A 22,775-nucleotide genomic window follows, 5' to 3' on the forward strand; every position below is an offset into this window, starting at 1 on the left:
CTTAATTCCTCATTTAGTTAGGTACCTTATTAGAATAGATTATACTCTTTTTTTCTACGCTGCCAAGTAGCAAAAAAACAATCACCTAATTAATGTGATTGTTTTTTGCTACTATTCTTTTACAATTGCACCTACTAATCGTAATTTGCCGCCAATCTGCTAAAAGAGTCTATTACTGCTTTTAAAAATCCCCTATATAAAGCTTAAAAGCAGACAATTACCGCTTAGTATGACATTGACAACCATTCTTGACTACTCTATACTCCGATTAGTTAAATATTAATAATTAATAATTAATATAAATAATTATTAATAATATTATCAATTTTTGATTAGATAACTTTAGAAAGAGAAAAATAAGGATGAAAAAAAATAAAATCAGTTCTAATGAAGATATTTATGATGACTACTCAACCCAGCGCTTTCCTAAAAACAAACGTGATCCTATGTGGAAAGTACTCATGGTCCAAATTGGCGGCTTTGTTGCTTTAAGTCAATTTATGTTAGGTGCCGAATTAGGCTATGGAATGAATTTTTACCATGCCGTTTTATCTACTATCTTAGGTAGTGTAATTCTACAGTTTATTTCATTCGGATTAGGCCTAGCAGGTCAAAAAGAAGGATTACCAACTAGTTTATTATCAAAGTGGGCAGGATTTGGCACAATTGGCTCTGCAATTGTTGGTTTAGCATTTGCAATAAGTTTAATTGGCTGGTTTGGCATTCAAAATTCTGTATTTGCTGAAGGTGTTGTACAGATACTCAATACCATTACACACAGCAGTCTTAACTATCAATTAATAGCTACAATTACTGGGTTATTAGTGACTTTTTCAGTTATTTTTGGCTTTAAAGGTTTGAGTTGGACAACTAATATTTCTATCCCTGCCTTTATTATTGTTATGGGTTTTGCTACATACAATATGCTCAAAGGCAACAGCTTAAGTCACTTAGCAACAATGGTTGCTCCAGGTGCGGCAATGAGTATGAGTGCTGGTATAACAATGGTTACTGGTAATTTTATTGTCGGTGCGATTATCATGCCAGATATTACTAGAAGAACTAAAAACGGTCGTGATGTTTTTTGGGTATGTGTAATTGGAACACTTGTTGGCGAACTAGGTGTTAACATCATTGGTGTATTAATGGCTCATGCAATTGGCTCAAAAGAAATCATGCCAATTATTTACCAACTAACTGGGGCATTAGGAATTGCTTTGATTGTCTTGTCATCTGTTAAAGTCAATGACATGAACCTATATTCAGCCAGTCTTAACGTAGTTAACTTTTTTAGACAAGTTTTCAAGGTAACCCTAAATCGTTCAGTTATGACTGTAATTACGGGGATTTTAGGGACCGTTCTTTCCGTTATTGGCTTAATTGATAAATTTCAGGGCTTTTTGACCTTGTTAGGGGTGGTCTTTCCGCCAATCGCTGCAATTATGGTTGTTGATTATTGGATTTTAAAAACAGACCGAAAAATTTTAGCCGTAAGTCGTCATAAAGGTGAACTACCTCAAACATCTTCCAAACTACCAGTGATGACTGTAATTGCTTGGATTATTGGTATCCTAGTGGGGCAATTTGTTACCTGGGGCGTTCAGTCCATTAACGTTTTATTTGCTTCTGGTCTAACTTATTAATTAGAAAAACCAACCATTCAATAATAAAAGATAAAGAATTAGAGGAATAAATTTTGAGTAGACAAATCACAATTAAAGATGTTAAACAAATTGCAATTGGTGCAGCACTGCTTGGATCAGGAGGTGGGGGTAACCCATTTATTGGTGAATTAATGGCAATTTCCGCAATTAAAAAACATGGACCTGTAACCTTGCTTACTCCTGATGAATTTCCAGATGATGAAATATTCGTTTCAGCTTCAAATATCGGCGCACCAGCAGTTTCAATGGAAAAATTTCCAAATGGTAACGAGTTTATTAACGCGTTTGAAATTTTTGAGCAGTATTATAATAAAAAAATCTATGGTACATTTCCAATCGAAGCAGGCGGAATCAATTCCATGATGCCACTCGTTGCAGCTGCTAAAATGGGACTTCCAATTGCTGACGCTGACGGAATGGGGCGAGCCTTCCCTGAACTACAAATGTCTACTTTTGTTCTCGCTGGTCATTCGGTAACACCAATGGTTTTATCGGACGAGCGTGGTAATACTTCTCTACTTAATACACCTGATTCATTCTGGGCTGAACGTATTGGGCGTGACTTTACAGTTCAAGTTGGCGCCACTTCATCAAGTGCAAGTGACCCGGTAACAGGTAAAGAATTACGATCTGCCGGTGTTCTTAATATTATTAGTCTTAGTCAAAACATTGGTCAACTAATTCAGCACACTAATGACTATGTTTCAGTAAACAGTGCATTAACTGCGTTACTTAAATTGACACATGGCTATAAATTAATGACTGCTAAAATCGTTGATATCTCGCATACAACCAGTGGCGGTTTCAATTTTGGAGAAATCATTTTAAGTGGCCTCAATGAAAATGAAGGTCAAACGGGAAAGATTTCTTTTCAAAACGAAAATATTATTATGCAACTCGACGAACAAATCTTGGCAACCGTACCAGATCTAATTACAATGGTCGACATGGATACTTTACAACCGATTACTAACGAAGAAGTCCGCTACGGAAAACGAATTATGGTTCTTGGATTGCCTGCTAACGAGAAATGGCGTACTGCGGCAGGAATTAGCTTAGTTGGCCCACGTTATTTTAAGTATGACGTTGATTATATTCCAATTGAACAACGTTACGCTGAGTATCAAAATCAATAGGAGGAAAAGCATTGTACAAACTAGGAATTGACGTTGGCGGCACCAATACAGATGCCGTCATCTTGGACGACAAGCTTAATGTCATTGTTTCCACTAAAACTCATACTACTAAAGATATTGAAACAGGAATTAAAAAAGCAATTCATCAAGTTGTTAATACTAATAATATTGAAGTTAGCCAGATTAACCAAGCAATGCTTGGAACAACTCAAGCAACTAATGCTATCGTTGAACGCAAAAATTTAGGTAGAGTGGGTGTCTTAAGGATTGGTTATCCGGCAACTGCATCTATTTTACCTTATACTGAATGGCCTGAAGACATCACCTCTATTTTATCAAACCGTTATGCATTAATTCATGGTGGATATGAGTTTAATGGTGATCCAATTGCGCCCTACTCTGAAAAAGAAGTTCAGGAGAAATTATCTGAATGGAAAAATCAAATTGATGGTTTAGCAGTTATTGGCGTTTTTTCTTCAATCAATGATGATCAAGAAAAAAGAGTCGCTGAGATTGCCCATAAAATGCTAGGTAAGGACTTCCCCGTTTCAATTTCCTCTTCGATTGGTTCAATAGGTTTAATCGGTCGCGAAAATGCCACAATTTTGAATGCGGCCTTAAACAAGGTTATTAAAAATGTTACTGATGGTTTTTCAAATGCTTTAGCTGAGGAAAATATCTTTAATGCCACCGTGTACTTATGTCAAAACGATGGCACTTTAATGTCACTACCCTTTGCTGCCAAATACCCAATTTTGACAATCGGCAGTGGACCAACAAACAGCATCCGTGGCGCTGCCTATTTATCTAAAATCAAAAATGCCTTAACTGTTGATATTGGTGGTACTACTTCTGATATTGGCGTTCTGGTTAACGGATTTCCCCGTGAATCCTCTAAAGCTGTTACCATTGGTGGTATCCGCACTAACTTTAGAATGCCTGATGTATTATCAGTTGGCCTAGGTGGTGGCACCATTGTTCGCATTAATAATGATGACTCAGTATCAATTGGTCCTGACAGTGTCGGCTATGCGATTACGGAACGAGCACTTGTATTTGGCGGGAACACCTTGACTACAACCGATATTGCCGTTCGACTTGGCTTCTGCCAACTTGGTAATCCTAGATTAGTCGAATCAATTGATAAAAAGATTGCCCAAAAAGCAATGACTAAAATTGCGAGTATTATAGAAAATGGACTTGATCAAATGAAAACTAGTGCAGAAGATGTGGAAGTTATTTTGGTTGGTGGTGGCTCTATTATTGCTCCAAGTTTATTAAGTGGCGTTAAACACATAACTAAGAGCAAATTTGGCAGTGTTGCTAACGCTATCGGTGCCACAATTGCTAACGTAGGTGGTGAATATGAAAAAGTTTACCAATATAGTCAGACTAAACGATCCGAAGCCTTAGCTGATGTTGAAAAACAAGCTGGACAGCAAGCTATTATGGCTGGAGCGAAAGCAAATTCAATTAAGCTTGTTGAAATTACCGAGGTCCCACTCGCCTATGCCCCTGGCGAAACGACAAGAGTTAAGGCAAAAGTTGTTGGTGAAATTGATAATTCAAAGTAATACATATTAATATAAAAAAAGTTGAATGGTTAAGTACATTCAACTTTTTATATAGAATAAGAAATCTAGTAAAGATTTAAAACAGGTCTTGAACGACCACAAATTTGTAAACTATAGCAAATGTATTACAATTAAACTTAACGATAAAAATCGAAAAAAGAAGCTGATTAGGTGCGAAAACTGCTAATACCAATATCATCGGCGTCCAGAATATCGATGGAAAGAGGACTAAATGATCGAGAACATCCCTCACAAAACAAAGGCTTATCTTGCTGGCGTCAACTTGTCTGATGCAAACTTTGAATACTACATGGCCGAACTAGCCAACCTGGCAGCAGCAGCCAACCTGGAAATCGTGGGACAAGCGCGGCAGAATGCTGACCACATTGTCAGCGCCACCTACCTAGGTCTTGGTAAAGTCAATGAGATTAAGGAGCTGGCCCGTGGACTAAAAGCGAAAGTCTTAATCTTAAACGATGAACTGTCGCCCGTCCAAATTCGCAACTTGGAAAAATTGACCAAACTGCGGGTAATTGATCGAACCGAACTGATATTGGAGATTTTTTCCAATCGTGCCCGCACTAAGCAGTCAAAACTACAGGTGCAGTTGGCTCGGCTACAATACGAACTGCCCCGGCTACATCCTTCAGAAAATACCCTTGACCAACAACGCGGCAATGGGGGAACAGCTGGCGGCGGATTTGCTAACCGTGGTGCCGGTGAATCAAGGCTAGAACTGAATCGGCGAACAATTGGCAAGCAAATCGCCTCCATCAAAAGTGAATTAAAAACGATTGTTAGTCAAGAAGAAATTAAGGCGAAACGCCGCCATGACAGTCATATTCCCAAAGTAGCTCTTGTTGGTTATACAAATGCTGGCAAATCAACAACAATGAACGGCCTGTTAGCAGCCTTTTCCCCAGAAAATAGGTCCAAACAAGTGCTAGTTAAGGATATGCTCTTTGCAACGCTTGATACCAGTGTTCGCCGCATCGATTTAGATAGTAACTTTAGTTTTATTCTTTCCGATACCGTTGGCTTTGTTTCTAAACTGCCTCACAGCTTGATTGAATCCTTTAAGGCTACCCTGCAGGAAGCTAAAGACGCTGACCTATTAATCAATGTGGTAGATGCAGCTGACCCGAACATGATCCAAATGATTCGGACAACCCAAACTGTTTTAAGCGAAATTGGTGTGAAAGATATCCCAATGATTACGGCTTATAACAAGGCCGACAAAGCCCACCGTAATTACCCGCAAATTGAAGGAGACAGCATTCTATACTCCGCAACCGATTCCACATCGCTCAAAACCCTGGCTAAATTAATTACCAAGCGAGTCTTTGCCAACTATCAAAAAGTCAACTTGCTGTTGCCGCTAAGCGAAGGCAAAGCCTTGGCTTACTTGCATACACATGCCCAAGTTATGGCAGAAAAATATCAGCCCGATGGTGTGCACGTAACCGTACGACTGGCTCCAGAAAAACAGGCAAAATTTCAGCGCTATCTTGTAAACATGAACTGACTTGCATAGCTTCACCATGATTTATTTACTTATATAGCAAAACAACAGTTTACTTCAATTTAGTAAACTGTTGTTTTTTATTCATTTTATTGAATTACTCGTTTAGCAACACAAGGATAAAAGTAGGAGCTAATGACCTGTAAAACCACCCCTTGATCAGGAGTAGCTGCATGAACATACTGATTGTTACCAATATAGATACCAACATGGTATGGCGCATCCACTGATCCCCAATACAAGAGGTCTCCTGCTTGTAGTTGATCCATTGCAACGGTTGTACCGACCTTAACCTGGTCAGTGGTCACGCGGGGCAGCTGGACACCCCCCACTTGGCTATAGATGAACTGGACGAGACCGGAACAGTCAAAATTGTCCGGACCATTGCCGCCCCACGCATAGCCCTTACCTACTTGACTCTTGGCCAAGTTCACAACCGCCTGCGCCCGCTGTGAGCTGGGACCCGTTGGGACTGGGGCTGGGCTTGGACTAGTTACGGCTGGCACGGTACTCGGGCGCGTTTTGCTAGGCTTGGTGCTAACCTGAACTGGCTTGGTCACCACTGGCCTAGGTGCCGCCGGCTTGACTGGTTGCTTGGCTTGGCTTTGAATTTCCGGCTTTTTCTTTGCTTTCTTTACCTTTTTCTTAGGTGCTCTGGTAGCAGCCGGCTTGTCTACCTTACTGCCCGCCTCTTTTTCTTCTAAGTCCTCAGTGTAGCGCGCTTGAATCCACTCATCATAGCCAATCTTATACCACAGTCGGCCCTTACGATCGACAGCCGTCTCGGCAACATTCCACTTACTCTTGTTCTTAGCCTGAAAGTTGATTAGTTGGCCACCTTCGTAACTTGTCCAAACTTTGGCGCTTTTTCCTGGCAGACAATTAATCTGCACCCGCTTGATTGGCTCTTTGAGTATGGCCGCATGGACCATCTTCTGTGGTACAGCCGCGACCACGCCCGTTAGCGTCAGGGCGGTCGCGAGGCTCATTTTCCAAAAATTGCCTTTCATTAAATCATTCTCCTTTGGTAGCAAAAATGTGATCGAGTAAAAAGTACTCGTCTTTATTTTAGTCGTTTTATATATCTATAATCAAGTTACACCGACAAATAAAAATAAAAAAACACTTAGAATAGTTCTAAGTGTTAAATAATCTTTGCTTAAATTGCTAGTCAAGCACCCGCTTGGCAACTGAAGGATAAAAGTAAGAGCTCAAGCTAGCCTTTACAACACCTTGCTTAGGTGCAGCAGCATGAACGAATTGGTTGTCACCAACGTAAATACCAACATGGTAGGGAGCTGAAGCAGAGCCCCAGAACAACAAGTCACCTGGTTGTAGGTTCTGCATCGAAACCTTCTTGCCTTTCTTCACCTGAGTGTAGGTAGTGCGACTGATTTGCTTGCCCGTAGCCTTGCTATAGACGTACTGCGTCAACCCTGAACAGTCAAATGCACTGGGACCATTGCTACCTTGAACATAAGCCTTGCCAACGGCTGCATTAGCAACGTTAACAACTTTTTGAGCCTGGTCTGCTCTATTACTTGCCTGGACACCTTGGCTAACTTTGGAGCTTATACTCTCCTTAACCGTATACCGGGCCTGAATCCATTGACCCTCGCCAATTTGATACCAACTTCTGCCCTTTTGGTCAATTGCACTAGCCAAGACTGTAACTGTCTTACCATGCTTAATCCTAGTACCGGTAAATTTGGGGGTCTGATAGTTGTCCCACACATTAATGCCGTAGCCAGCAACATAATTGATTCTGACTCTTTGAGCAAAAGTTGCAGCTTCGACGCGGGCAGGTCCAAGATTTGAACTAACCGTATTAGCAACCCCGACTCCAGTAACTGTTAAAGCTGCAGCTGTAGTATATTTTACTAAGTCACTCTTGATCTTCAAAAAAATTCCCCCGTACAACTTCGCATTAGTCATTACACCTGTTTTTATTTTTTGATTTTAAATTTTATTAGTTAGGTAGATTACAGTAATTAGTCTACTCGTAAGATATTACAAAAAGGTTACAAAAATGATACCGGTAAGTAAAAAAACCTCACCAAGATATTTTGGTCAGGGTAAAAGCGAAAATTTTGCAGTTTTATTGGTTGGTTTAAGCTTTGGGGTTATTCAAGCACTCGTTTGGCGGCAGCTGGGTAAAAGTAAGCGCTAAGCGCTTGTTGTCGAACACCTTGCTGGGGTGTGGCAGCATGAACAAATTTGTTACCACCCACATATATCCCAACGTGGTTCGGCTTAGCTGCTGAACCCCAGTAGAGCAGATCGCCCTTTTTAAGTTTTTTTAGAGATACCTTCTTGCCAAGGGCCACTTGAGTATAAGTTGTTCTAGGCAGGTAGGTATTACCAGCTTGTTGGTAAACATATTGCACAAGCCCCGAGCAGTCAAAGGCAAACGGTCCGGTTGCACCATAAACATAGCGCTTGCCTACTTGCTTTTTAGCAAGTTTAGCAACAGCATTGCGCTTTTGTGTTATCGAACTATCGTCACCTTGTTCTGTCGTTGCTGCATTAGCTACATTAGTAGTTGCTATCCCCGTAAAAAATAGAGACATCAATGCAACTAACTTAATTAACTTTCGACTATGCTTCAAACCTGTTTCACTCTTTTCAACTAAATATTTCTTTGTCCTAGTTAGAATTAACTATCTTTAAGTTGTTTTCCGTAATTGGCATTCTATATATTACCCATTGAATGTTACACATTCGTGTCAATCGGACTACAAATTAATAAGAAATACTTGATGAAATTGAAACAGGTGGTAAAATCAGCGTTGCAGTAGGCTTTCTGCTAGCTTGTCCAATTCTTTTTTAGTCTTGGACCAGTCATCATTAACCAATATGTGGGCATCCTGCGCAAGTTCCGGTGGCAACTCATTCAGTTCACTGCCGCTAAGCCGGGCTTGGATTTTAAGTGGATCATCACCGCGTTTGCTTAAACGTTCCTGCAATTCTGCCCTGGTACTGGTGGTGACATATAGAAAATAAACTTGACCCTTAATTACTTGGAGGTAAGCAGCGGCCCCCTTAATGTCGACAATCAAAGAAACCAGTTCATGCTCACGCCAAGCCTCTCTCAGGGCTTCTTCACTTGAACCATATTGGTAAGAGCCATATTTAACATGTTCAAAAAAATGGAGGCGACTAAAAGTTGCATCACTTTCAAAATGGTAGTCGCGGTCTGGCTGCTCTCCTACACGTAGCGGTCTGGTGGTATGGGTTAGGACCCGCGGAATTTTAAAATTGGCCCTTAGGTAGTCTGAAATAGTCGTTTTACCAGCACCACTAGGACCGGCAATTAATATTAATTTTTGCAAAATCCAAGTCCCCTTTACTTGAAAACCATTAGTTTTTATAATACTATCTTTCTATTATATTTAAACCCGATGATGAGAGGAAGTAAAATTCATCATGAAAAAAGCAGACGTCAAACCAAATAGTATTGTGAGTGCAAAGTCTGAAGAAGAACTGACCAAGCCCTTTTTAGGCAAAGTGGAAAAAATTTACGAAAATTCGGCAATGCTAGCAATTATCGACTTTGATCAAGAGGATGAAACGGCCGTTGGCGACTTAAACAAAAAAATTGTGGTTAACTTCAAGAACCTGAAGAGTGCGCCCAAGCGCAAACTCAAGGAAATTGAAGCTCTAGCTAACAGTGATGTTAAAGTAGAGAAGATTACCCCGACCAAAAAGGCTTCAGCCCAAGCTGATAGCACTACTGAAAAGAAGAGCAAGTAGGATTTTTACTTAAAAAGCAGCAATTATTCCTGACTGCTCTTTTTTTTTGCCGCTTTTTTGCCTAAAATTAGGCTAGTTAATATTTTATGGAGAAGATAAAGTGAAAGATAAAACAAGAACCATCTTATTTTGGTTTATTCTCATTCAGCCGTTTTTAGACTTGTATTGGTTCTACCACGGGCAACTGGCCAATCTCTTACCTTTTACCCTACCAACCATTATCCGCATTTTAGCGGTTGGCACGCTACTCGGTCTTTACTTTAGCCAAAGAACGGCCTGGCTCAAGCTCAGTAGGCAAAAGTGGCTCCTGCTCTATCTAGCGCTTTGGCTTGTCTATTCAGCACTGCACTTAATACATGTGCGTAATTTCACCAGCATCAGTCCCACCAGCTACGGTTATTCACTCAGCAGTGAACTTTTCTATCTAATTAGAATGACCCTGCCTCTAGTAGTTGTCTATCTTACTACAGAGCTACAATTTAGTCAGAAGCAGTTACGCCTGGTAATCGAGGGCATTGCGGGGCTTTTTTCTGGTACCATTGTCATCTCTAACCTCTTAGTCATTTCGCTGAAGTCCTACGAAACTGGTACTATTAGTGCTAACATCTTTGCCTGGTTTTTTGATTCTAACATCGGATACTCCCACATGGCTTCCAAGGGCTTTTTCAACTTTACCAACATGGTTTCAGCCGTCTTGTTTATGCTGCTGCCGCTGGTATTATACTACTTGTTTACCGCCTTCAGCTGGCATACCGTGACCCTAACCGTGGTCCAAACGCTGGCCATGATTGAGATTGGTACTAAGGTAGCGGCCATCGGCCTGCTTGGTGGCATTGCAATTGGCATTATCTTATTTTTATTTCACCGTTTCGCCCTTAAAGATGTCAAAAAAGGGGGCCGAGCCCTTTTAACTGCGGTCTTGCTTGAAGTTGCTGCATTAGCTATTTTGCCCTTTGGCCCAGCCAATCAGCGTTACCATTACGAAATCTACTTGGCCCAGCAGTCTGATCATGACTTAACGCGTCCCCAGCAGGAATTAGCGCAGGGGCTCCATAAACATCCCACCGGACCCGAGCGCACCGCCTTTTTGCGTGACTTCATTAAGAAGAATTATCGCGTATATGCGCTCAATCCCAAATTTGTTTTCAAGAGCTATCCCTACCAGGACGACCCTGAATTCTGGCTGCAGATCATTCGTGAACCAGGTCAAAGCCGCATGGAAAACCGGCACGTGGAAGCGGCCATGCTCAACCAAGTGGTAAAAACCAATAACAACCACTGGGACAAGTTTTTGGGCATTTCATATACGCGTGAAAATAACATCTTTAATCTCGAACGTGACTTTGCCGCCCAAATTTATTCCTTGGGCTGGTGTGGTATGCTGCTCTTTTTAGGGCCCTACTTGATCATCTTAGCCTATTCTGTATATAGGTGGCTTAGATTCAAGCCTGTTCGAACTTACTTGGTTAGCTCGCTCATTGTTTCTACCAGCTTTGTCCTGCTCGCCGCCTTTTCTTCTGGTAATGTCGTTGACTTCTTGACTGCTAGCTTCATCTTAGCCTTTGTTAGTGGCAACCTGCTGGTTCAGGTACGCAAAAAAGCCTCCTAAGAGGCTTTTTTTGGGTGCTTTTAATTAATTGTTTTTGATGAAGGAAGCATCCGGTACTCGGATCAGATAGTAGCGCATGGCATTGCGTCCTGCATGCATGCCAAGCCCATTTTGCCAGACCTTTTTATAAGTAGCGGTATAAACCGCCACATAAGCATGCTGGTATTTACGATCCATCTTCTTAAGCATCTTTTCGTTATATGGAATCCGGGCCGCGCTGATGTTAAGTGGGCTCTTACCATAGGCCACTGTCGCAAAGTCACTAGTCACCTTGGCCTGTTTGCCTGGACGATAATAAGTATAAGTCTGCGTACTAATCTTCTTTTTCTTGGAGTCAACCGTCACATAAGTTGAGTTACCAGTGCCCGGATTCACCACCAAGGGTTCGTAAGTGATCTTGGCTGAAATCTTACTTGTGTCTGTCAGATCGGGATTATCCAGCATAGTCTGACTAAACAACCAGACGGCACCGACCAGCAAAACCGCCACTTCCAAAATATCCACGGCAAAGTTGGGCCAGCTGAATTGCCGGTGCTTTTTGATAATCATCGCAATCCGGCGTCTGCGAATATTCTGAACCACAAAGACAAAATAAAGTATGATGATGACCCATAATAATATACCGAGTAGGTTCCAGTTGAACATAACAATCCTCCCGTAATGTTTCTAGGCTAATAGTTGACTCCGCTTATTTGGAGGACTTAGTGGCTTTAGCCGAGACTTTACCAGCTTTCGTAGCCGGTTTCTTAGTTGCTGCCGGCTTAGCTTTACTTGTTCTGGTAGCTGTTTTTTTGGTCTTAGTGGTGGATTTTTTGGTGACTGTCTTTTTAGCCGCTGGTTCGGGCTTCTGGTACTCACGTACTTCCTTTAGCTTGGCCATTATAGCGGTGGTTAAGTTGGCAATAACCTTGTCTTCATCCGCCGCAAGCTCTTCTTCGGTCGCTAGTTGGTCGATCCTGAAGCCTGAAGCATTGAGATAGTCCGACTGCGTCTCAAAGTAAAGCAGCACCGGATAATCTTTGCCTGCTTCAAAAAAGTTGGCCACCTTCTTGTAGTTGCTATAGGGCAGATTAATAATATTATTTTCCAGCGCGAACACAATCGGTCTTTGCCCAGTCACTTCAAGCGCAATATGACTTAAGGAGTTATGCTTGATGGCAGTAGCAGCTTCTCGCACCATTTTGCTAGCTTGTTCCTTAACCCTGGCCTTAGATTTATTGAGATCCGCATATTTAATGGTGGCTAAATCTTGTAAGTAGTCTTGTTGTTCAATCTTTTGAGTTAAATCATCCAAATTAATCTTCAAAGTAAAAGTCCTTCAAAATTCAAATTAGTTTTTTTGTTCTTCATTTACGATACTCAAATTTCCCCCTAAAAACAATTTATTTTTATTTCTTTTAAAATCTTTTTAAGAACATGTGCTTTAAAAAACATCGATTCTAGCAAATTGAATCGGCTTAGCCCTCTTAAGATCCAAGCTATACTAGGCTATCCCGCTGATTAAAAAATAACACTTTTGATATTTCATTTCATAATGCATAACACTTTAAGCTAACTCAGAAAAATTTGCTTTTAAGCTCTTTACAAGCGTTTTCACAAAGTGTAAATTGAGTATGTAACTAAAAATTTTTAAGTAAATTTTTTAACTGAAAGGTAGACAGATATGTCAGATAAAGTTTACACAGATTATTTCTATAATTCAGAAGATTTTGATAAAAATCACGGTATGGGCTACCAAGACCTTCATATGCCTGAAGGCGTTGAAGCGCAACCGCTGATTGTGCCACCCGTTTTAGAACCTGATAAGCAGGAAGGCAATGACGTTTGGTTTACGATTGAATCCCAAGAAGGTGAATTCCAATTCTTGCCAGGCAAGAAGACCCACACTTGGGGCTATAACTTCCCTGTTCTGGGTAAGACGATGGTCTTGAAGACTGGTCAACACGTTCACGTAACCTTGAAGAACAGCTTGCCAGAATTAACCACTTACCACTGGCATGGTATGGAAGTTCCTGGACCTGGCGCTGATGGTGCTTGCCACTCACCTGTTTATCCTGGTGAAGAGAAGCATATCGACTTTACGGTCGATCAACCGGCTGCCTTGACTTGGCTACACGCTCACCCATGTCCATCAACTGCCGAACACGTTTGGATGGGACTGGCCATGGGAGTTGTTATCACTGATGACAACGAGGCTAAGTTACCTATTCCAAAGACCTACGGCAAAGACGAATTTCCGATTATTTTACAGGATCGGATCTTCCACGAAGATAACCAGTTCAACTACAAGGCAGACTACAACCCAATGGGGATCTTTGGTGAAGTACCAGTGATTAACGCTGTAGTTAAGCCTTACGTTGATGTCACTACACAAAAAGTACGTCTGCTCTTCTTGGGTGGCTCTAACCGTCGTGAGTGGAGACTGCACTTCACAGATGACTTGGTAATGACCCAAATCGCTGGTGACGATTCCTTCTTGGAGCATCCAGTTAAGGCAACTAAGTTGCTGATTGCTCCAGGTGAGCGTCAACAAGTTGTTGTCGACTTTGGCAACTATCAGGAAGGCGACGTCGTTAATCTTTACACCGACGACTTTAAGCTGGTTGAATTCCGGATTCACAAGTATGAAAAAGATGACAGTGTCATTCCTGATACCTTGTTTACACCACATGATCCAGAAGTTAATCCCGAAGCCGAAGTGCGCAAGGTTACGATGGACAACCACAACATGATCAACAATAGACTCTTTGCAATGGACCGTATTGACATGAAGCAAACGTTGATGAGTACCGAATATTGGGATGTTACTAACACCAACGACAAGGCCAACGGAATGCTTCACCCATTCCACATTCACGGCGCTCACTTCCTCGTTGTTTCCCGTGACGGTAAAGAACCTTACCCTAACGAAAGAAACGTCTACAAGGATACAGTTGACGTTGCCCCACAAGAAACGGTTCGTTTGAAGGTTTACTTCCAAAACGCTGGTATCTTCATGTATCACTGCCACATCATCGAACACGAAGATGCCGGTATGATGGCACAAATCCAAATCGTTGATCCAAAAGAGCCAGACAAGAAGTATGACTTGATGGACATGGAGACTCTGACTAAGGCCTTTGCCGAAGAAAGAGGTATTCCAATGGACGAGGTTTGGTGCCCAGGAATGGATACTGAAGGTATGGAAACCAAGGGAGTTGACCATACTATGGATTCACTCTCCGGAGCCAGCCACCACTAATTTATTATTTACTAACTAAATAATAAAAATTCATAAAACCACTCAATAATTTGAGTGGTTTTTTGCTTTTCGCAAGCTTCCTATGATTAAATAACTGTATCATGAGTAAAAAGAATTCTGCCAATAAACCATTAAGACGACTTTTATTGGGACTATTAGTCATCGGCCTGATCGTAACTGCGATGAATTTCAATGATCTGAAGGATCGCTTCGCTTGGCTAACTATGAAGCCAACCCAACAGTTAAACGTTCCCATCGAAAATCAGTACCCAGAACTACCTAACGGCTGTGAAGTGACCTCCCTCTCGATGTTACTGCGCTATTATGACATCAAAGTATCCAAGTTGGACTTATCCCAGAACATTAAACATGTTGCCTCTTATACCAACAATGGTCACTATCGGGGTAACCCCCACGCCGGCTTTGTCGGCTACATGAGTCAGGCTAATGCGGGTTGGTGTGTTTACAACGAACCCTTAGAAGCGGTTGCGAGCACCTACACTAACCGTATTTGTAACTTTACTGGTCATGATTTCATTCAGGTGTTAAAGCTGGTATCTGATGGGCACCCTGTTTTAATCATTACAACCACCAACTTCAACCGCGTTAAGAACATGCAAACGTGGAACACGGCCCAAGGAAGGGTCCGTGTTACCCCTTCTTCTCATGCCTGCGTAATTACCGGTTATCGCAAAAAGACTGGCACCATCTTGGTCAACGACCCCTATGGCCATAAAAACAAACAAGTACCCTGGCAGAATCTGGAACGAAGTTACAAGCAGCAGGGCAAGCAAGCACTATATATCAAAAAGAGCAAGTTCAGTTAAGAACTTGCTCTTTTCAAATCGAGGCCTGCAAAAACAGGTGACTACTTCTGTTCACATCAGGTTGGTCAAGCGCCAACACTTCCCGTGTCTGCCAGCTAAGGCGGGCGTCCTCATCCAAATACGCATCTCGCGTTTTTGTCGACTCGCAGTATCTATTGTACCTTTTTTAACCCTGCTTGTAAAATTTCTTTATCCTAAAAAAGATTTCGACGAACATGTTGGACAAAAGCATTCCCAAGGCAATTGACCCCGTGACAATAATCACCCGCAAAACTGCATCGTTGGCCCCCGTAATGTTACCGGCGGTCAACTCGCGAACAGCCTGGTAGGCTGGTACACCAGGAACAAGCGGTACAATCGCAGGAATATAAAAAACGGTCGCCGGACATTTTTGCTTACGAGCAAAGACTATGCCGAGAACCCCAATTGCAAAGGAACCAAGCAAGTTGGACAAAAGCCGCCCCATTGCCGCCTGCATGGCTAACCAGTAAATCATCCAGCTGATTACGCCGCTAAGTCCAGCCAGGTTGAGTACCCGGCGGGGAACGTTAATAGTCAAAGCAAAACCCACAGAAGCGAGGTAGGCAAAAATAACGTTAATCATAAATTCTAACCAAAAAGGCATCATTACGCTCCCAAAAACTTCAAAATAATTCCGACTCCGCCGCCAAGCGCAAATGCCGTTAGCAGGGCCTCACACATTCGTCCCATCCCAGAAAGCAGATCGCCCTTAAACAAATCACGTAGCGCATTAGTTAGGGCCAACCCTGGCACGAGTGGCATTAGTGCACCAGTTAAAATATTATCAATCACCAGTTGGGGGTAGAGGTGAACAATGCCAACTGCGACGATAGTCATGATGAGCGCTGCTACCAATTCAGACAAAAATTTAATATTAGTGTAGCGCTTGAAGTAGTAAAAAGAAACGAACCCAATGGCACCAACAATCGCCGCGCCGGGAAAGTCCAACCAATCATAATTATCGATGAACATTACCATCAGCGTTGCACTTAATACGGCTGCACCAATTGTTTGCAGCCAAAGCGGAAAAGTCGGAAAATCACCCTTAGCGATTTTTTTCACCTGCTGTTTGAACTGCCTTAACGTAATCTCCTTAGCCGCAAAGGCACGGGACAGGGAATTGATGCGGTCAACTAGCTCTAAGTTGATATTACGCTCTTGCACCTGAATACTCTGGCAATAATTGCCTTGATCCAAACTCATGAAGATCCCAGTAGGCACAATAAAGACCCTTGGATCAGGTTCCCCGGCACTTTTGGCAATGCGTAGCATCGTATCTTCGACCCGGTACATCTCACTGCCGCCTTCAATCATCAATTCACCGGCAGTCAAACAGGTATCCAATAAATTTTGGTAAAAATACTTGTCTTGCTTAATCCCCATCCTACTCTCACACCTTGTTCATCGTTTCAATATCAATCGTTTTGTCAATCCAGTCACCCTGGAAGAAGTCACGCTCGTGGCTGACAATAATTACACCACCTGGAAAGTTAACAATTGCTTGTCTTAGGGAGTCTTTAGCATCGCGGTCCAAGTGGTTGGTCGGCTCATCCAAAAGTAAGAGATTAGCCGGTTCAAACTGCATTTTGGCCAGTTTAACCTTTTCCTGTTCGCCCCCTGATAACTTTTTGAGTGGACTCATCGCCTGTTGACCCGTCACTCCAAGCCGGGCTAAGGCTCCGCGCAACTCTCTGGGCTTTTCCCGCTCAAACTTTTCTTGCAAATACTGCAGCGGTGTCATATTTTTGTTGGGCCAACTTAAGTCCTGCTTAAAGTAGGCAACCTTAGCAGTAGTTGACAGCTCAAACGTACCAAAAATCGGCTCTAGCTGGCCTAGCAAGGTCTTGAGTAAGGTCGTCTTACCGATCCCATTAAAACCCGTAATTGCCACCTTTTCACTACCGCCAACTGAAAAATTGAAGGCTTCCTTAACTAAGGCCTGATCATAACCGATGACCAGGTCCTGGGTCTGCAACAGTAAGTTGCTCGCGGTCTCCACATAAGGGAATTCAAAGCGCGGCCGCCGATTGCCCTTAGGCGGACTGAGCACTTCCAGCTTGGACAGTTGCCGTTCACGCGACTTGGCACTCTTTGACCGAGTACCAGCCTTGTTCTTCCGAATATACGCTTCAGTCTTGGCAATCTTCCGCTGCTGGTTGCTAAAGGCCTTCTGGTAGGTTTCACGATTAGCAGACTTCTGCCGCATGGCCTGTTTGAGTGACCCAGTGTAGCGCGTAATTGTTCCGAGGTCGACATCAATCACGCAGTTAGTAATCCTGCCCAAAAAGTCATAGTCGTGGCTGACCACAATAAAGGCACCGGTAAAATCGTTCAGATAGTCGACTAACCACTCAATATGACCGACATCCAAATAGTTAGTTGGTTCATCTAGGAGCAAAACCTCTGGACTCTGGAGTAGCAGTTTGGCCAGAATAATCTTGGAACGTTGCCCACCTGATAGCTCGGCAACGTCGTGATCATAGCCCAATTCGGCCAAACCCAAGCCTGAAGCCACGCGTTCAATTTCGGTGTCAATGCCATAAAAATTATTCTCTTCCAAGTAAGTCTGTAACTTGCCCGCCTGCTCGAGCAAGTCACTGTCTCCCTGGTCAGCGTACTGCGCATAAAGTTCGCCTAATTCTTGTTCTTTCTGGTAGAGTGGTTCAAAGGCTGTCCGCAAAAAAGCCCGAATGGACACTCCCGGCATGAGTTTGGCATACTGGTCAAGGTAACCAACAGTTACATGGTTCTGCCACTTAACCTGACCTTCATCGGCCAGCATCTCACCCGTCAAGATTTTAATTAAAGTTGATTTGCCGACCCCATTTTGCCCGGTGACCCCCATGTGGTCTTCCTTGTTGAGGACAAAACTGGCATCTTCATAGAGCGTCTTGTCCACAAAGCTCTGGCCCAAATTTTTAACCGTCAATAAACTCATTATCTATCCTCTTCAAAAAAACAACTTGCTCTAGTATATAATAAAGTGACGTTTTTGGCTCGTTCTCTAAACAAAAACAATTGTGCAGAGAGACATTTCAAGATATAATTTAGGCATCAGTAAACTTTAAATGTTTAGGAGGCAAAAATGAAGAAAATAAAGAAAATTTTAATCACGCTTGCCGCACTGGTCACAGTGGGAGGCGCTAGTAGCGCTGCGCTCAGCCTACCCCGAGCCGTCCAAGCCCAAACAACTAAGACTGCCACAGTCTTTCCCAAGAAAATGCGTGGTACTTGGTACTCTTATGACACTACCACTAAAAAGGTCAACAAGCTTAAATTCACTAAAAAGACGCAAATATCGTTTGATGAACAGGGTCAAAAGCTAGTTCAGACGCTGCACTCGAAAAAAACGGCTCCGCTCGACCCACAATTTGACCAAGACTATGTCAATTGGATTGTAATTGCGGGCCAGCCTAAGGCCCACGGCCGCAAATGGTTGAGCATCGAGGGCTTTGACCACGGCGCTGGTGCTGGTGTTTTTTATAATGTTGCTCGACTTAAAGGCCATCAGGTGCTATCGACTGCAGTAGGGGCGGGTATCTGGCAAACCAAGCACGCCTATAAAACAGCCAAACTGGCCCAAAAATTTCAACAACGCCACTATCCTCACTTTGAATATTAGTAAAAAAGAAGTTCTAATAGAACTTCTTTTTAATTAAAATCTTTTTGCTTGTGCTCTCGCTCATACTTCTGCAAAGCGTCCAGTACCTTAGGCCAATAGCGCTTGGGCAAGATCAACTGCAACTTGTCATGGTAGATGGGAAAGTCACTGCTCTTCATCCCTGTAATCTGGGCTAGTTCTTCATCAGTCAGGCGAAGTTCGCGGGCAATGCGCTTGATTTCCACTGAAGCATGTCCCCGAAACCAGGAAAGACCGAAGAAGAAAACAGCAAAGAGGCTGGCGGCTAAAACTGCAATGGGAAGAGCCCAATGGAAGGTCCGCAAACAGATGAAAAAGGCGGCGATAAAAGCAATCAGGGCCGAAATCAACCCGTAAATCACCGGAAACAAACGCTGTTTGTTCATTTTGCAAACCTCCTCAAGCTTTCTGACTTATTGCCCGTATGAATTGTCACTTGTGTTCTGATTGTTGTCCGCTTCACTGGAAACAGCTGACCGGTATATTTGGTAGTTAGTGAAGGCGTTGGGATCCTTCCACTTAATGTTGTTATTTTGTTCATTTAACTTATTGAGCCGGGTCTCGTCATTGTCGAGGGTCTTCTGGTCCAGGTCCAGGTTCGTGCGAATATGATCAGAAGCTTTTTGCAAGGCCGCGGTAGAAGCGACCTGAATTGAAGAACCGTTAATCCAGGCATCATGACCCTGAATATAACCACTGGCAATATTGTCCGAGCAGCCCCGGTAGTTCAAGGCCAGAGCCAACATATCATTGAAGGTCAAATTCGTCTTAACATACTTGGTAAAAATTTTGACCAGATTACGGTAATTAGCAATCGAGTCAACTGAAATGGCCTTGTGCACAACCGCTTCAATCACTTGACGCTGCCTCATCTGCCGCCCATAGTCACCGTGCGGATCATCATGGCGCATCCGTACATAGGCAACAGCATGACGTCCATTTAGACGCTGCTTACCCTTGTGAAAGTCGCACCAGTCATAAGTGAAGTCAAAGGGCACCTTAACCGTAACCCCGCCTACGGCATCAACCAGACTCTTGAGTGCCTTCATGTTAACTTCAACATAGTAGTAAATGGGCACGCCCAGTAATGCTGAGACGGTTTTCATTGAAGCCTTGCTACCACCGACCCCATAGGCAGAATTAACCCGAAACATGTTGTACCTGTCGCCCGGATCGCCTAAAATATTAGCTAAGGTATCCCGCGGAATGGACGTCATTGTTGCTTTGTTCTTGCCCGGGTTAGCTGTAGCCAAGATTAAAGTATCCGAGTTCCCCCGGTCGTGGCGACCCTCGATTCCCTGGTCAACTCCAAGGATTAGCATTGAAATTGGTTGCTTGTTGGCAATCCGGACTGAGGTAGCCGAATTACCGTTCTCACCGTCGATTGCACTATGCAAGGCAAAGTACAAGTGGGCGGCCCAGGCAAGACCAAAGCACACACACATCACGGCTACAATCCCGCAAATTCGACTAATGGGGTTGCCCGTCAGTGCTGCGGCGGGAGCGGCCCAGGCATGATTACGATGAAGATTGAGAGAACGACGTGCTTGACGGTAGTCTTCTCTGCGTTTTGAATTAGAATTCATTCCACAGTTAATTCCTTCCATTTTGTCCTTGTATATTTGTATCACTTTTAAGTCCGAATTAAAATATCAGCTAAGAGAATTAATAATATCTTATCAAAAATAGCTTTAAAATGAAGCTCACCAGTTTAAACAAAGAGAGGAATTGCATAGACTTGCAATTCCTCTCTTTTGCTAACTTAGCGCTGTTACCCGCGCTGTATTATAGTATTCGATTATTTTGGCAATTTCTTCACAGCTAGCACCACAATCTTCATTCAGCCATGTGGAAATTACGTTAGCCAGGCCTGTCCTGAAAAATATTTCACTGTATCTAGCACTGGCCTCTTCATCAGGAATAGCTTCACGCGCAATCTGATTCTGAAGCTTAAACTTGAAAAAAATTTTGTAGGGTGCCGGATTTTGTTTGATTTGCTGCAGCAAGACCAAGTATGGTTGATTTTGCGAATCTGTCTGCTTTTGAATAAATTCATCAATCAAGTATTCCTTTAAGTTAGCCGCCAAATCATATACATCAGAATAATTATCATAAAAGGACGAGCGGTTTATCCCGGCTTCCCTGCAGATATCGATTACTTTCAATGACTCTACATCATGATCGTGCAGCAATTTTAGGACTGCCAACTGAATTTTTATTCTTGATTCTTTCCGATTTTTGTTTTTCATTCATTTTGCCTTTTCTAAAGAAAACTAGCGCAATTATTAATTGAATTAATGCTACAAACGTGATAGCCAAAAAGGCAGCTTGCATCCCAGGATAATTTGCACTAGTATGCTGTGCAGCCATATGCGATACCATAGACATAATCTCAGTAAAAATCACTGCTCCAACTGCGCCGCTCACCGTTCGCAGCGATGTTAATAAGGCTGTACCGTGGGCTACATCATCCGGGTCTAGCTTCTGCATTCCCCACGTAACTACTGTCATCATAATACAACCAACTGCAATTAGTCGCAAAATATAAAGAATAATTAACAGCCAGAGCATTTGGGGCGAATTGATAAAGGAAACTCCTAAGCAGCTAATAAACATTAGCAAACTGCCCCCAGTAACAAGTTTGCTAATTCCATACTGATCAAAAAGTTTACCAGCTAGCGGACTAACCAAAGTCATGGCAACCGAGCCTGGCAACATTGCTAGACCTGAAACAACCGCTGATTTTTTCATAACAGTTTGAATTAAAATGGGGTAGAGGGTTGACCCACCCATCATTACCGCATACATAGTAATACTAATAATCGTTGCTAACGCTGTATTGCGATTTTTCAAAACTCGAATATTTAAAAAAGGCTCTGGTAGTCTTAGTTGTCGTCTAATGAAGAAGAAATTGCATAGCACTCCTAATAAAAGTGGAACCACAATAAGCAGCAAGTTCTTACTTGTCAGGTTTCCTAAACTGAGTAAAATACCACTCATTCCTGAACTACACCAAATAAAAGACCAATAATCAAATTTTATTTTCACGTCATCTTTTTCAGACTTAACAGTGATTAGTGCCAGCATAATAATTGCCAGCGCAATTACCACTGTAAACAAAAAAATACTCCGCCACCCCCAATGGTCAACCAGTAAGCCCGTTAGTGTGGGTGAAATCACTGGGGCTGCTCCAGCTGCCAAACCAAAAATCCCCATGACTCTTCCCTGTCGCTCCTGCGGGTAACGTGTCAACACAACCACTTGGGTTAAAGACAAAATAGTGCCGCTGCCCAATGCCTGTAAAACTCTACCAACCAGTAATACAGCAAAACTTTGCGTAAGCGCGTCAATAAGTGCTCCCACCGTAAACAATAGCATCGTTGTCAAAAAAATTTTTCTAATCGAGTAACGCTTAATAATATAAGCTGTTGCCGGAATCATTATCCCCATCGTCAAACTGAACGCACTGGTTAGCCACTGCGCCTTGGTCGCAGTTAAGTTCATTGCTGTCATTATCTTAGGCAATGCCGTTGTTAACGACGTTTGCAGCAGCGAGGTCAAAACCGCACCGCCTAAGAGTGTCCCAAATAGCCAATTCATTTTTTTAGTCACAATAGTTTACCCCTATTTCTTAAATTAATATAAAAAATAGTATGACCTCTTAAATTTTGCCAAACAACCAGCAATATAACCCAAACTGTTGGGTAACTTATTAATAAAATGAATTAGTCAAAGTAAGTGCAGTAAAATGGCGTATAATCATTAAGTAATAATAGTTGCAAAGAAGG

22 protein-coding genes are annotated in these 22,775 nt (G+C 42.5%); 9 read left to right on the forward strand and 13 right to left on the reverse strand.

Annotated elements, in window-relative coordinates:
- Positions 1–362 precede the first annotated feature (362 nt).
- The 4 genes from R8389_RS06785 to hflX all read left to right on the forward strand — a co-directional run bounded on the left by R8389_RS06785 (position 363) and on the right by hflX (position 5,899).
- Positions 363–1,643, forward strand: a complete 1,281-nt coding sequence (locus R8389_RS06785; protein ID WP_317637273.1) for a purine-cytosine permease family protein — start codon at positions 363–365, stop codon at positions 1,641–1,643.
- Between the two features lie 53 nt (positions 1,644–1,696).
- Positions 1,697–2,800: an S-methyl thiohydantoin desulfurase family protein gene (locus tag R8389_RS06790; protein ID WP_317637274.1), complete on the forward strand. Its 1,104-nt coding sequence runs from the start codon at positions 1,697–1,699 to the stop codon at positions 2,798–2,800.
- Between the two features lie 11 nt (positions 2,801–2,811).
- A complete protein-coding gene (locus tag R8389_RS06795) occupies positions 2,812–4,374 on the forward strand; it encodes a hydantoinase/oxoprolinase N-terminal domain-containing protein (protein ID WP_317637275.1) in 1,563 nt (520 codons plus the stop codon).
- 232 nt (positions 4,375–4,606) lie between these two features.
- Complete coding sequence (gene hflX, locus R8389_RS06800; RefSeq protein WP_317637276.1) at positions 4,607–5,899, forward strand: GTPase HflX; 1,293 nt, start codon at positions 4,607–4,609, stop codon at positions 5,897–5,899.
- 86 nt (positions 5,900–5,985) lie between these two features.
- Here the strand turns inward: hflX and R8389_RS06805 are convergent, their stop codons facing one another.
- From R8389_RS06805 to R8389_RS06820, 4 genes are all read right to left on the reverse strand, one after another.
- Positions 5,986–6,906 carry a C40 family peptidase gene (locus R8389_RS06805; RefSeq protein WP_317637277.1) on the reverse strand — a complete coding sequence of 307 codons (921 nt, stop codon included), beginning with the start codon at positions 6,904–6,906 and terminating at the stop codon, positions 5,986–5,988.
- 157 nt (positions 6,907–7,063) lie between these two features.
- Positions 7,064–7,798: a C40 family peptidase gene (locus tag R8389_RS06810; RefSeq protein ID WP_317637278.1), complete on the reverse strand. Its 735-nt coding sequence runs from the start codon at positions 7,796–7,798 to the stop codon at positions 7,064–7,066.
- Positions 7,799–8,019: 221 nt separating this feature from the next.
- Positions 8,020–8,505 carry a C40 family peptidase gene (locus tag R8389_RS06815; protein ID WP_317637279.1) on the reverse strand — a complete coding sequence of 162 codons (486 nt, stop codon included), beginning with the start codon at positions 8,503–8,505 and terminating at the stop codon, positions 8,020–8,022.
- Positions 8,506–8,679: 174 nt separating this feature from the next.
- A complete protein-coding gene (locus R8389_RS06820) occupies positions 8,680–9,228 on the reverse strand; it encodes a guanylate kinase (RefSeq protein ID WP_317637280.1) in 549 nt (182 codons plus the stop codon).
- A gap of 94 nt (positions 9,229–9,322) precedes the next feature.
- Here R8389_RS06820 and R8389_RS06825 point away from each other — a divergent pair, with 94 nt between their 5' ends.
- Positions 9,323–9,649, forward strand: a complete 327-nt coding sequence (locus R8389_RS06825; protein ID WP_317637281.1) for a DUF2187 domain-containing protein — start codon at positions 9,323–9,325, stop codon at positions 9,647–9,649.
- A 100-nt stretch (positions 9,650–9,749) separates the two neighbouring features.
- A complete protein-coding gene (locus tag R8389_RS06830) occupies positions 9,750–11,258 on the forward strand; it encodes an O-antigen ligase family protein (RefSeq protein WP_317637282.1) in 1,509 nt (502 codons plus the stop codon).
- A 24-nt stretch (positions 11,259–11,282) separates the two neighbouring features.
- Here R8389_RS06830 and R8389_RS06835 read toward each other — a convergent pair whose 3' ends face one another.
- The gene (locus R8389_RS06835; RefSeq protein ID WP_317637283.1) at positions 11,283–11,903 is read right to left on the reverse strand and encodes an LVIS_2131 family protein; all 621 of its coding nucleotides are present in this window, start codon (positions 11,901–11,903) and stop codon (positions 11,283–11,285) included.
- A gap of 43 nt (positions 11,904–11,946) precedes the next feature.
- Entirely contained in the window at positions 11,947–12,564 is a 618-nt protein-coding gene (locus tag R8389_RS06840) for a hypothetical protein (protein ID WP_317637284.1), read from the reverse strand.
- A 357-nt stretch (positions 12,565–12,921) separates the two neighbouring features.
- On the opposite strand from R8389_RS06840, the gene R8389_RS06845 reads away from it, so the two are divergent.
- On the forward strand, positions 12,922–14,499 hold the full coding sequence (locus tag R8389_RS06845; RefSeq protein WP_317637285.1) for a multicopper oxidase family protein: 1,578 nt from the start codon (positions 12,922–12,924) through the stop codon (positions 14,497–14,499).
- Positions 14,500–14,600: 101 nt separating this feature from the next.
- Positions 14,601–15,326, forward strand: a complete 726-nt coding sequence (locus R8389_RS06850; RefSeq protein ID WP_425604629.1) for a C39 family peptidase — start codon at positions 14,601–14,603, stop codon at positions 15,324–15,326.
- 166 nt (positions 15,327–15,492) lie between these two features.
- Here the strand turns inward: R8389_RS06850 and R8389_RS06855 are convergent, their stop codons facing one another.
- From R8389_RS06855 to R8389_RS06865, 3 genes are read right to left on the reverse strand one after another with little or no spacing between them, the layout of a single operon-like run.
- The gene (locus R8389_RS06855; RefSeq protein WP_317637286.1) at positions 15,493–15,951 is read right to left on the reverse strand and encodes a threonine/serine exporter family protein; all 459 of its coding nucleotides are present in this window, start codon (positions 15,949–15,951) and stop codon (positions 15,493–15,495) included.
- A gap of 2 nt (positions 15,952–15,953) precedes the next feature.
- Complete coding sequence (locus R8389_RS06860) at positions 15,954–16,730, reverse strand: threonine/serine exporter family protein (RefSeq protein WP_317637287.1); 777 nt, start codon at positions 16,728–16,730, stop codon at positions 15,954–15,956.
- Between the two features lie 7 nt (positions 16,731–16,737).
- Positions 16,738–18,285, reverse strand: coding sequence for an ABC-F family ATP-binding cassette domain-containing protein (locus R8389_RS06865; protein WP_317637288.1), 1,548 nt, complete (start codon positions 18,283–18,285; stop codon positions 16,738–16,740).
- A gap of 147 nt (positions 18,286–18,432) precedes the next feature.
- Between R8389_RS06865 and R8389_RS06870 the strand changes: the two genes are divergently transcribed.
- Positions 18,433–18,969 (forward strand): hypothetical protein, encoded by a 537-nt coding sequence (locus R8389_RS06870; RefSeq protein WP_317637289.1) that lies wholly within the window; start codon positions 18,433–18,435, stop codon positions 18,967–18,969.
- Between the two features lie 29 nt (positions 18,970–18,998).
- Here the strand turns inward: R8389_RS06870 and R8389_RS06875 are convergent, their stop codons facing one another.
- The 4 genes from R8389_RS06875 to R8389_RS06890 form a co-directional block, all read right to left on the reverse strand.
- Complete coding sequence (locus R8389_RS06875; protein WP_317637290.1) at positions 18,999–19,373, reverse strand: hypothetical protein; 375 nt, start codon at positions 19,371–19,373, stop codon at positions 18,999–19,001.
- Positions 19,374–19,400: 27 nt separating this feature from the next.
- Complete coding sequence (locus R8389_RS06880) at positions 19,401–20,573, reverse strand: LCP family protein (RefSeq protein WP_317637291.1); 1,173 nt, start codon at positions 20,571–20,573, stop codon at positions 19,401–19,403.
- Between the two features lie 171 nt (positions 20,574–20,744).
- Positions 20,745–21,152 (reverse strand): TetR/AcrR family transcriptional regulator, encoded by a 408-nt coding sequence (locus R8389_RS06885; RefSeq protein ID WP_317637292.1) that lies wholly within the window; start codon positions 21,150–21,152, stop codon positions 20,745–20,747.
- Positions 21,153–21,162: 10 nt separating this feature from the next.
- The gene (locus R8389_RS06890) at positions 21,163–22,599 is read right to left on the reverse strand and encodes a DHA2 family efflux MFS transporter permease subunit (protein ID WP_317637293.1); all 1,437 of its coding nucleotides are present in this window, start codon (positions 22,597–22,599) and stop codon (positions 21,163–21,165) included.
- Between the last annotated feature and the right edge of the window lie 176 nt (positions 22,600–22,775).

The organism is Lactobacillus xylocopicola (assembly GCF_033096005.1).
In the GTDB taxonomy this organism is placed as follows: Bacteria; Bacillota; Bacilli; order Lactobacillales; family Lactobacillaceae; genus Lactobacillus; species Lactobacillus xylocopicola.

Coding starts and splice junctions, on each gene's coding strand:
- R8389_RS06785 (WP_317637273.1), top strand. CDS start 363: ATGAAAAAAAATAAAATCAGTTCTAATGAAGATATTTATGATGACTAC.
- hflX (WP_317637276.1), top strand. CDS start 4,607: ATGATCGAGAACATCCCTCACAAAACAAAGGCTTATCTTGCTGGCGTC.
- R8389_RS06805 (WP_317637277.1), bottom strand. CDS start 6,906: ATGAAAGGCAATTTTTGGAAAATGAGCCTCGCGACCGCCCTGACGCTA.
- R8389_RS06825 (WP_317637281.1), top strand. CDS start 9,323: ATGAAAAAAGCAGACGTCAAACCAAATAGTATTGTGAGTGCAAAGTCT.
- R8389_RS06835 (WP_317637283.1), bottom strand. CDS start 11,903: ATGTTCAACTGGAACCTACTCGGTATATTATTATGGGTCATCATCATA.
- R8389_RS06845 (WP_317637285.1), top strand. CDS start 12,922: ATGTCAGATAAAGTTTACACAGATTATTTCTATAATTCAGAAGATTTT.
- R8389_RS06850 (WP_425604629.1), top strand. CDS start 14,601: ATGAGTAAAAAGAATTCTGCCAATAAACCATTAAGACGACTTTTATTG.
- R8389_RS06855 (WP_317637286.1), bottom strand. CDS start 15,951: ATGCCTTTTTGGTTAGAATTTATGATTAACGTTATTTTTGCCTACCTC.
- R8389_RS06860 (WP_317637287.1), bottom strand. CDS start 16,730: ATGGGGATTAAGCAAGACAAGTATTTTTACCAAAATTTATTGGATACC.
- R8389_RS06865 (WP_317637288.1), bottom strand. CDS start 18,285: ATGAGTTTATTGACGGTTAAAAATTTGGGCCAGAGCTTTGTGGACAAG.
- R8389_RS06870 (WP_317637289.1), top strand. CDS start 18,433: ATGAAGAAAATAAAGAAAATTTTAATCACGCTTGCCGCACTGGTCACA.
- R8389_RS06875 (WP_317637290.1), bottom strand. CDS start 19,373: ATGAACAAACAGCGTTTGTTTCCGGTGATTTACGGGTTGATTTCGGCC.
- R8389_RS06880 (WP_317637291.1), bottom strand. CDS start 20,573: ATGAATTCTAATTCAAAACGCAGAGAAGACTACCGTCAAGCACGTCGT.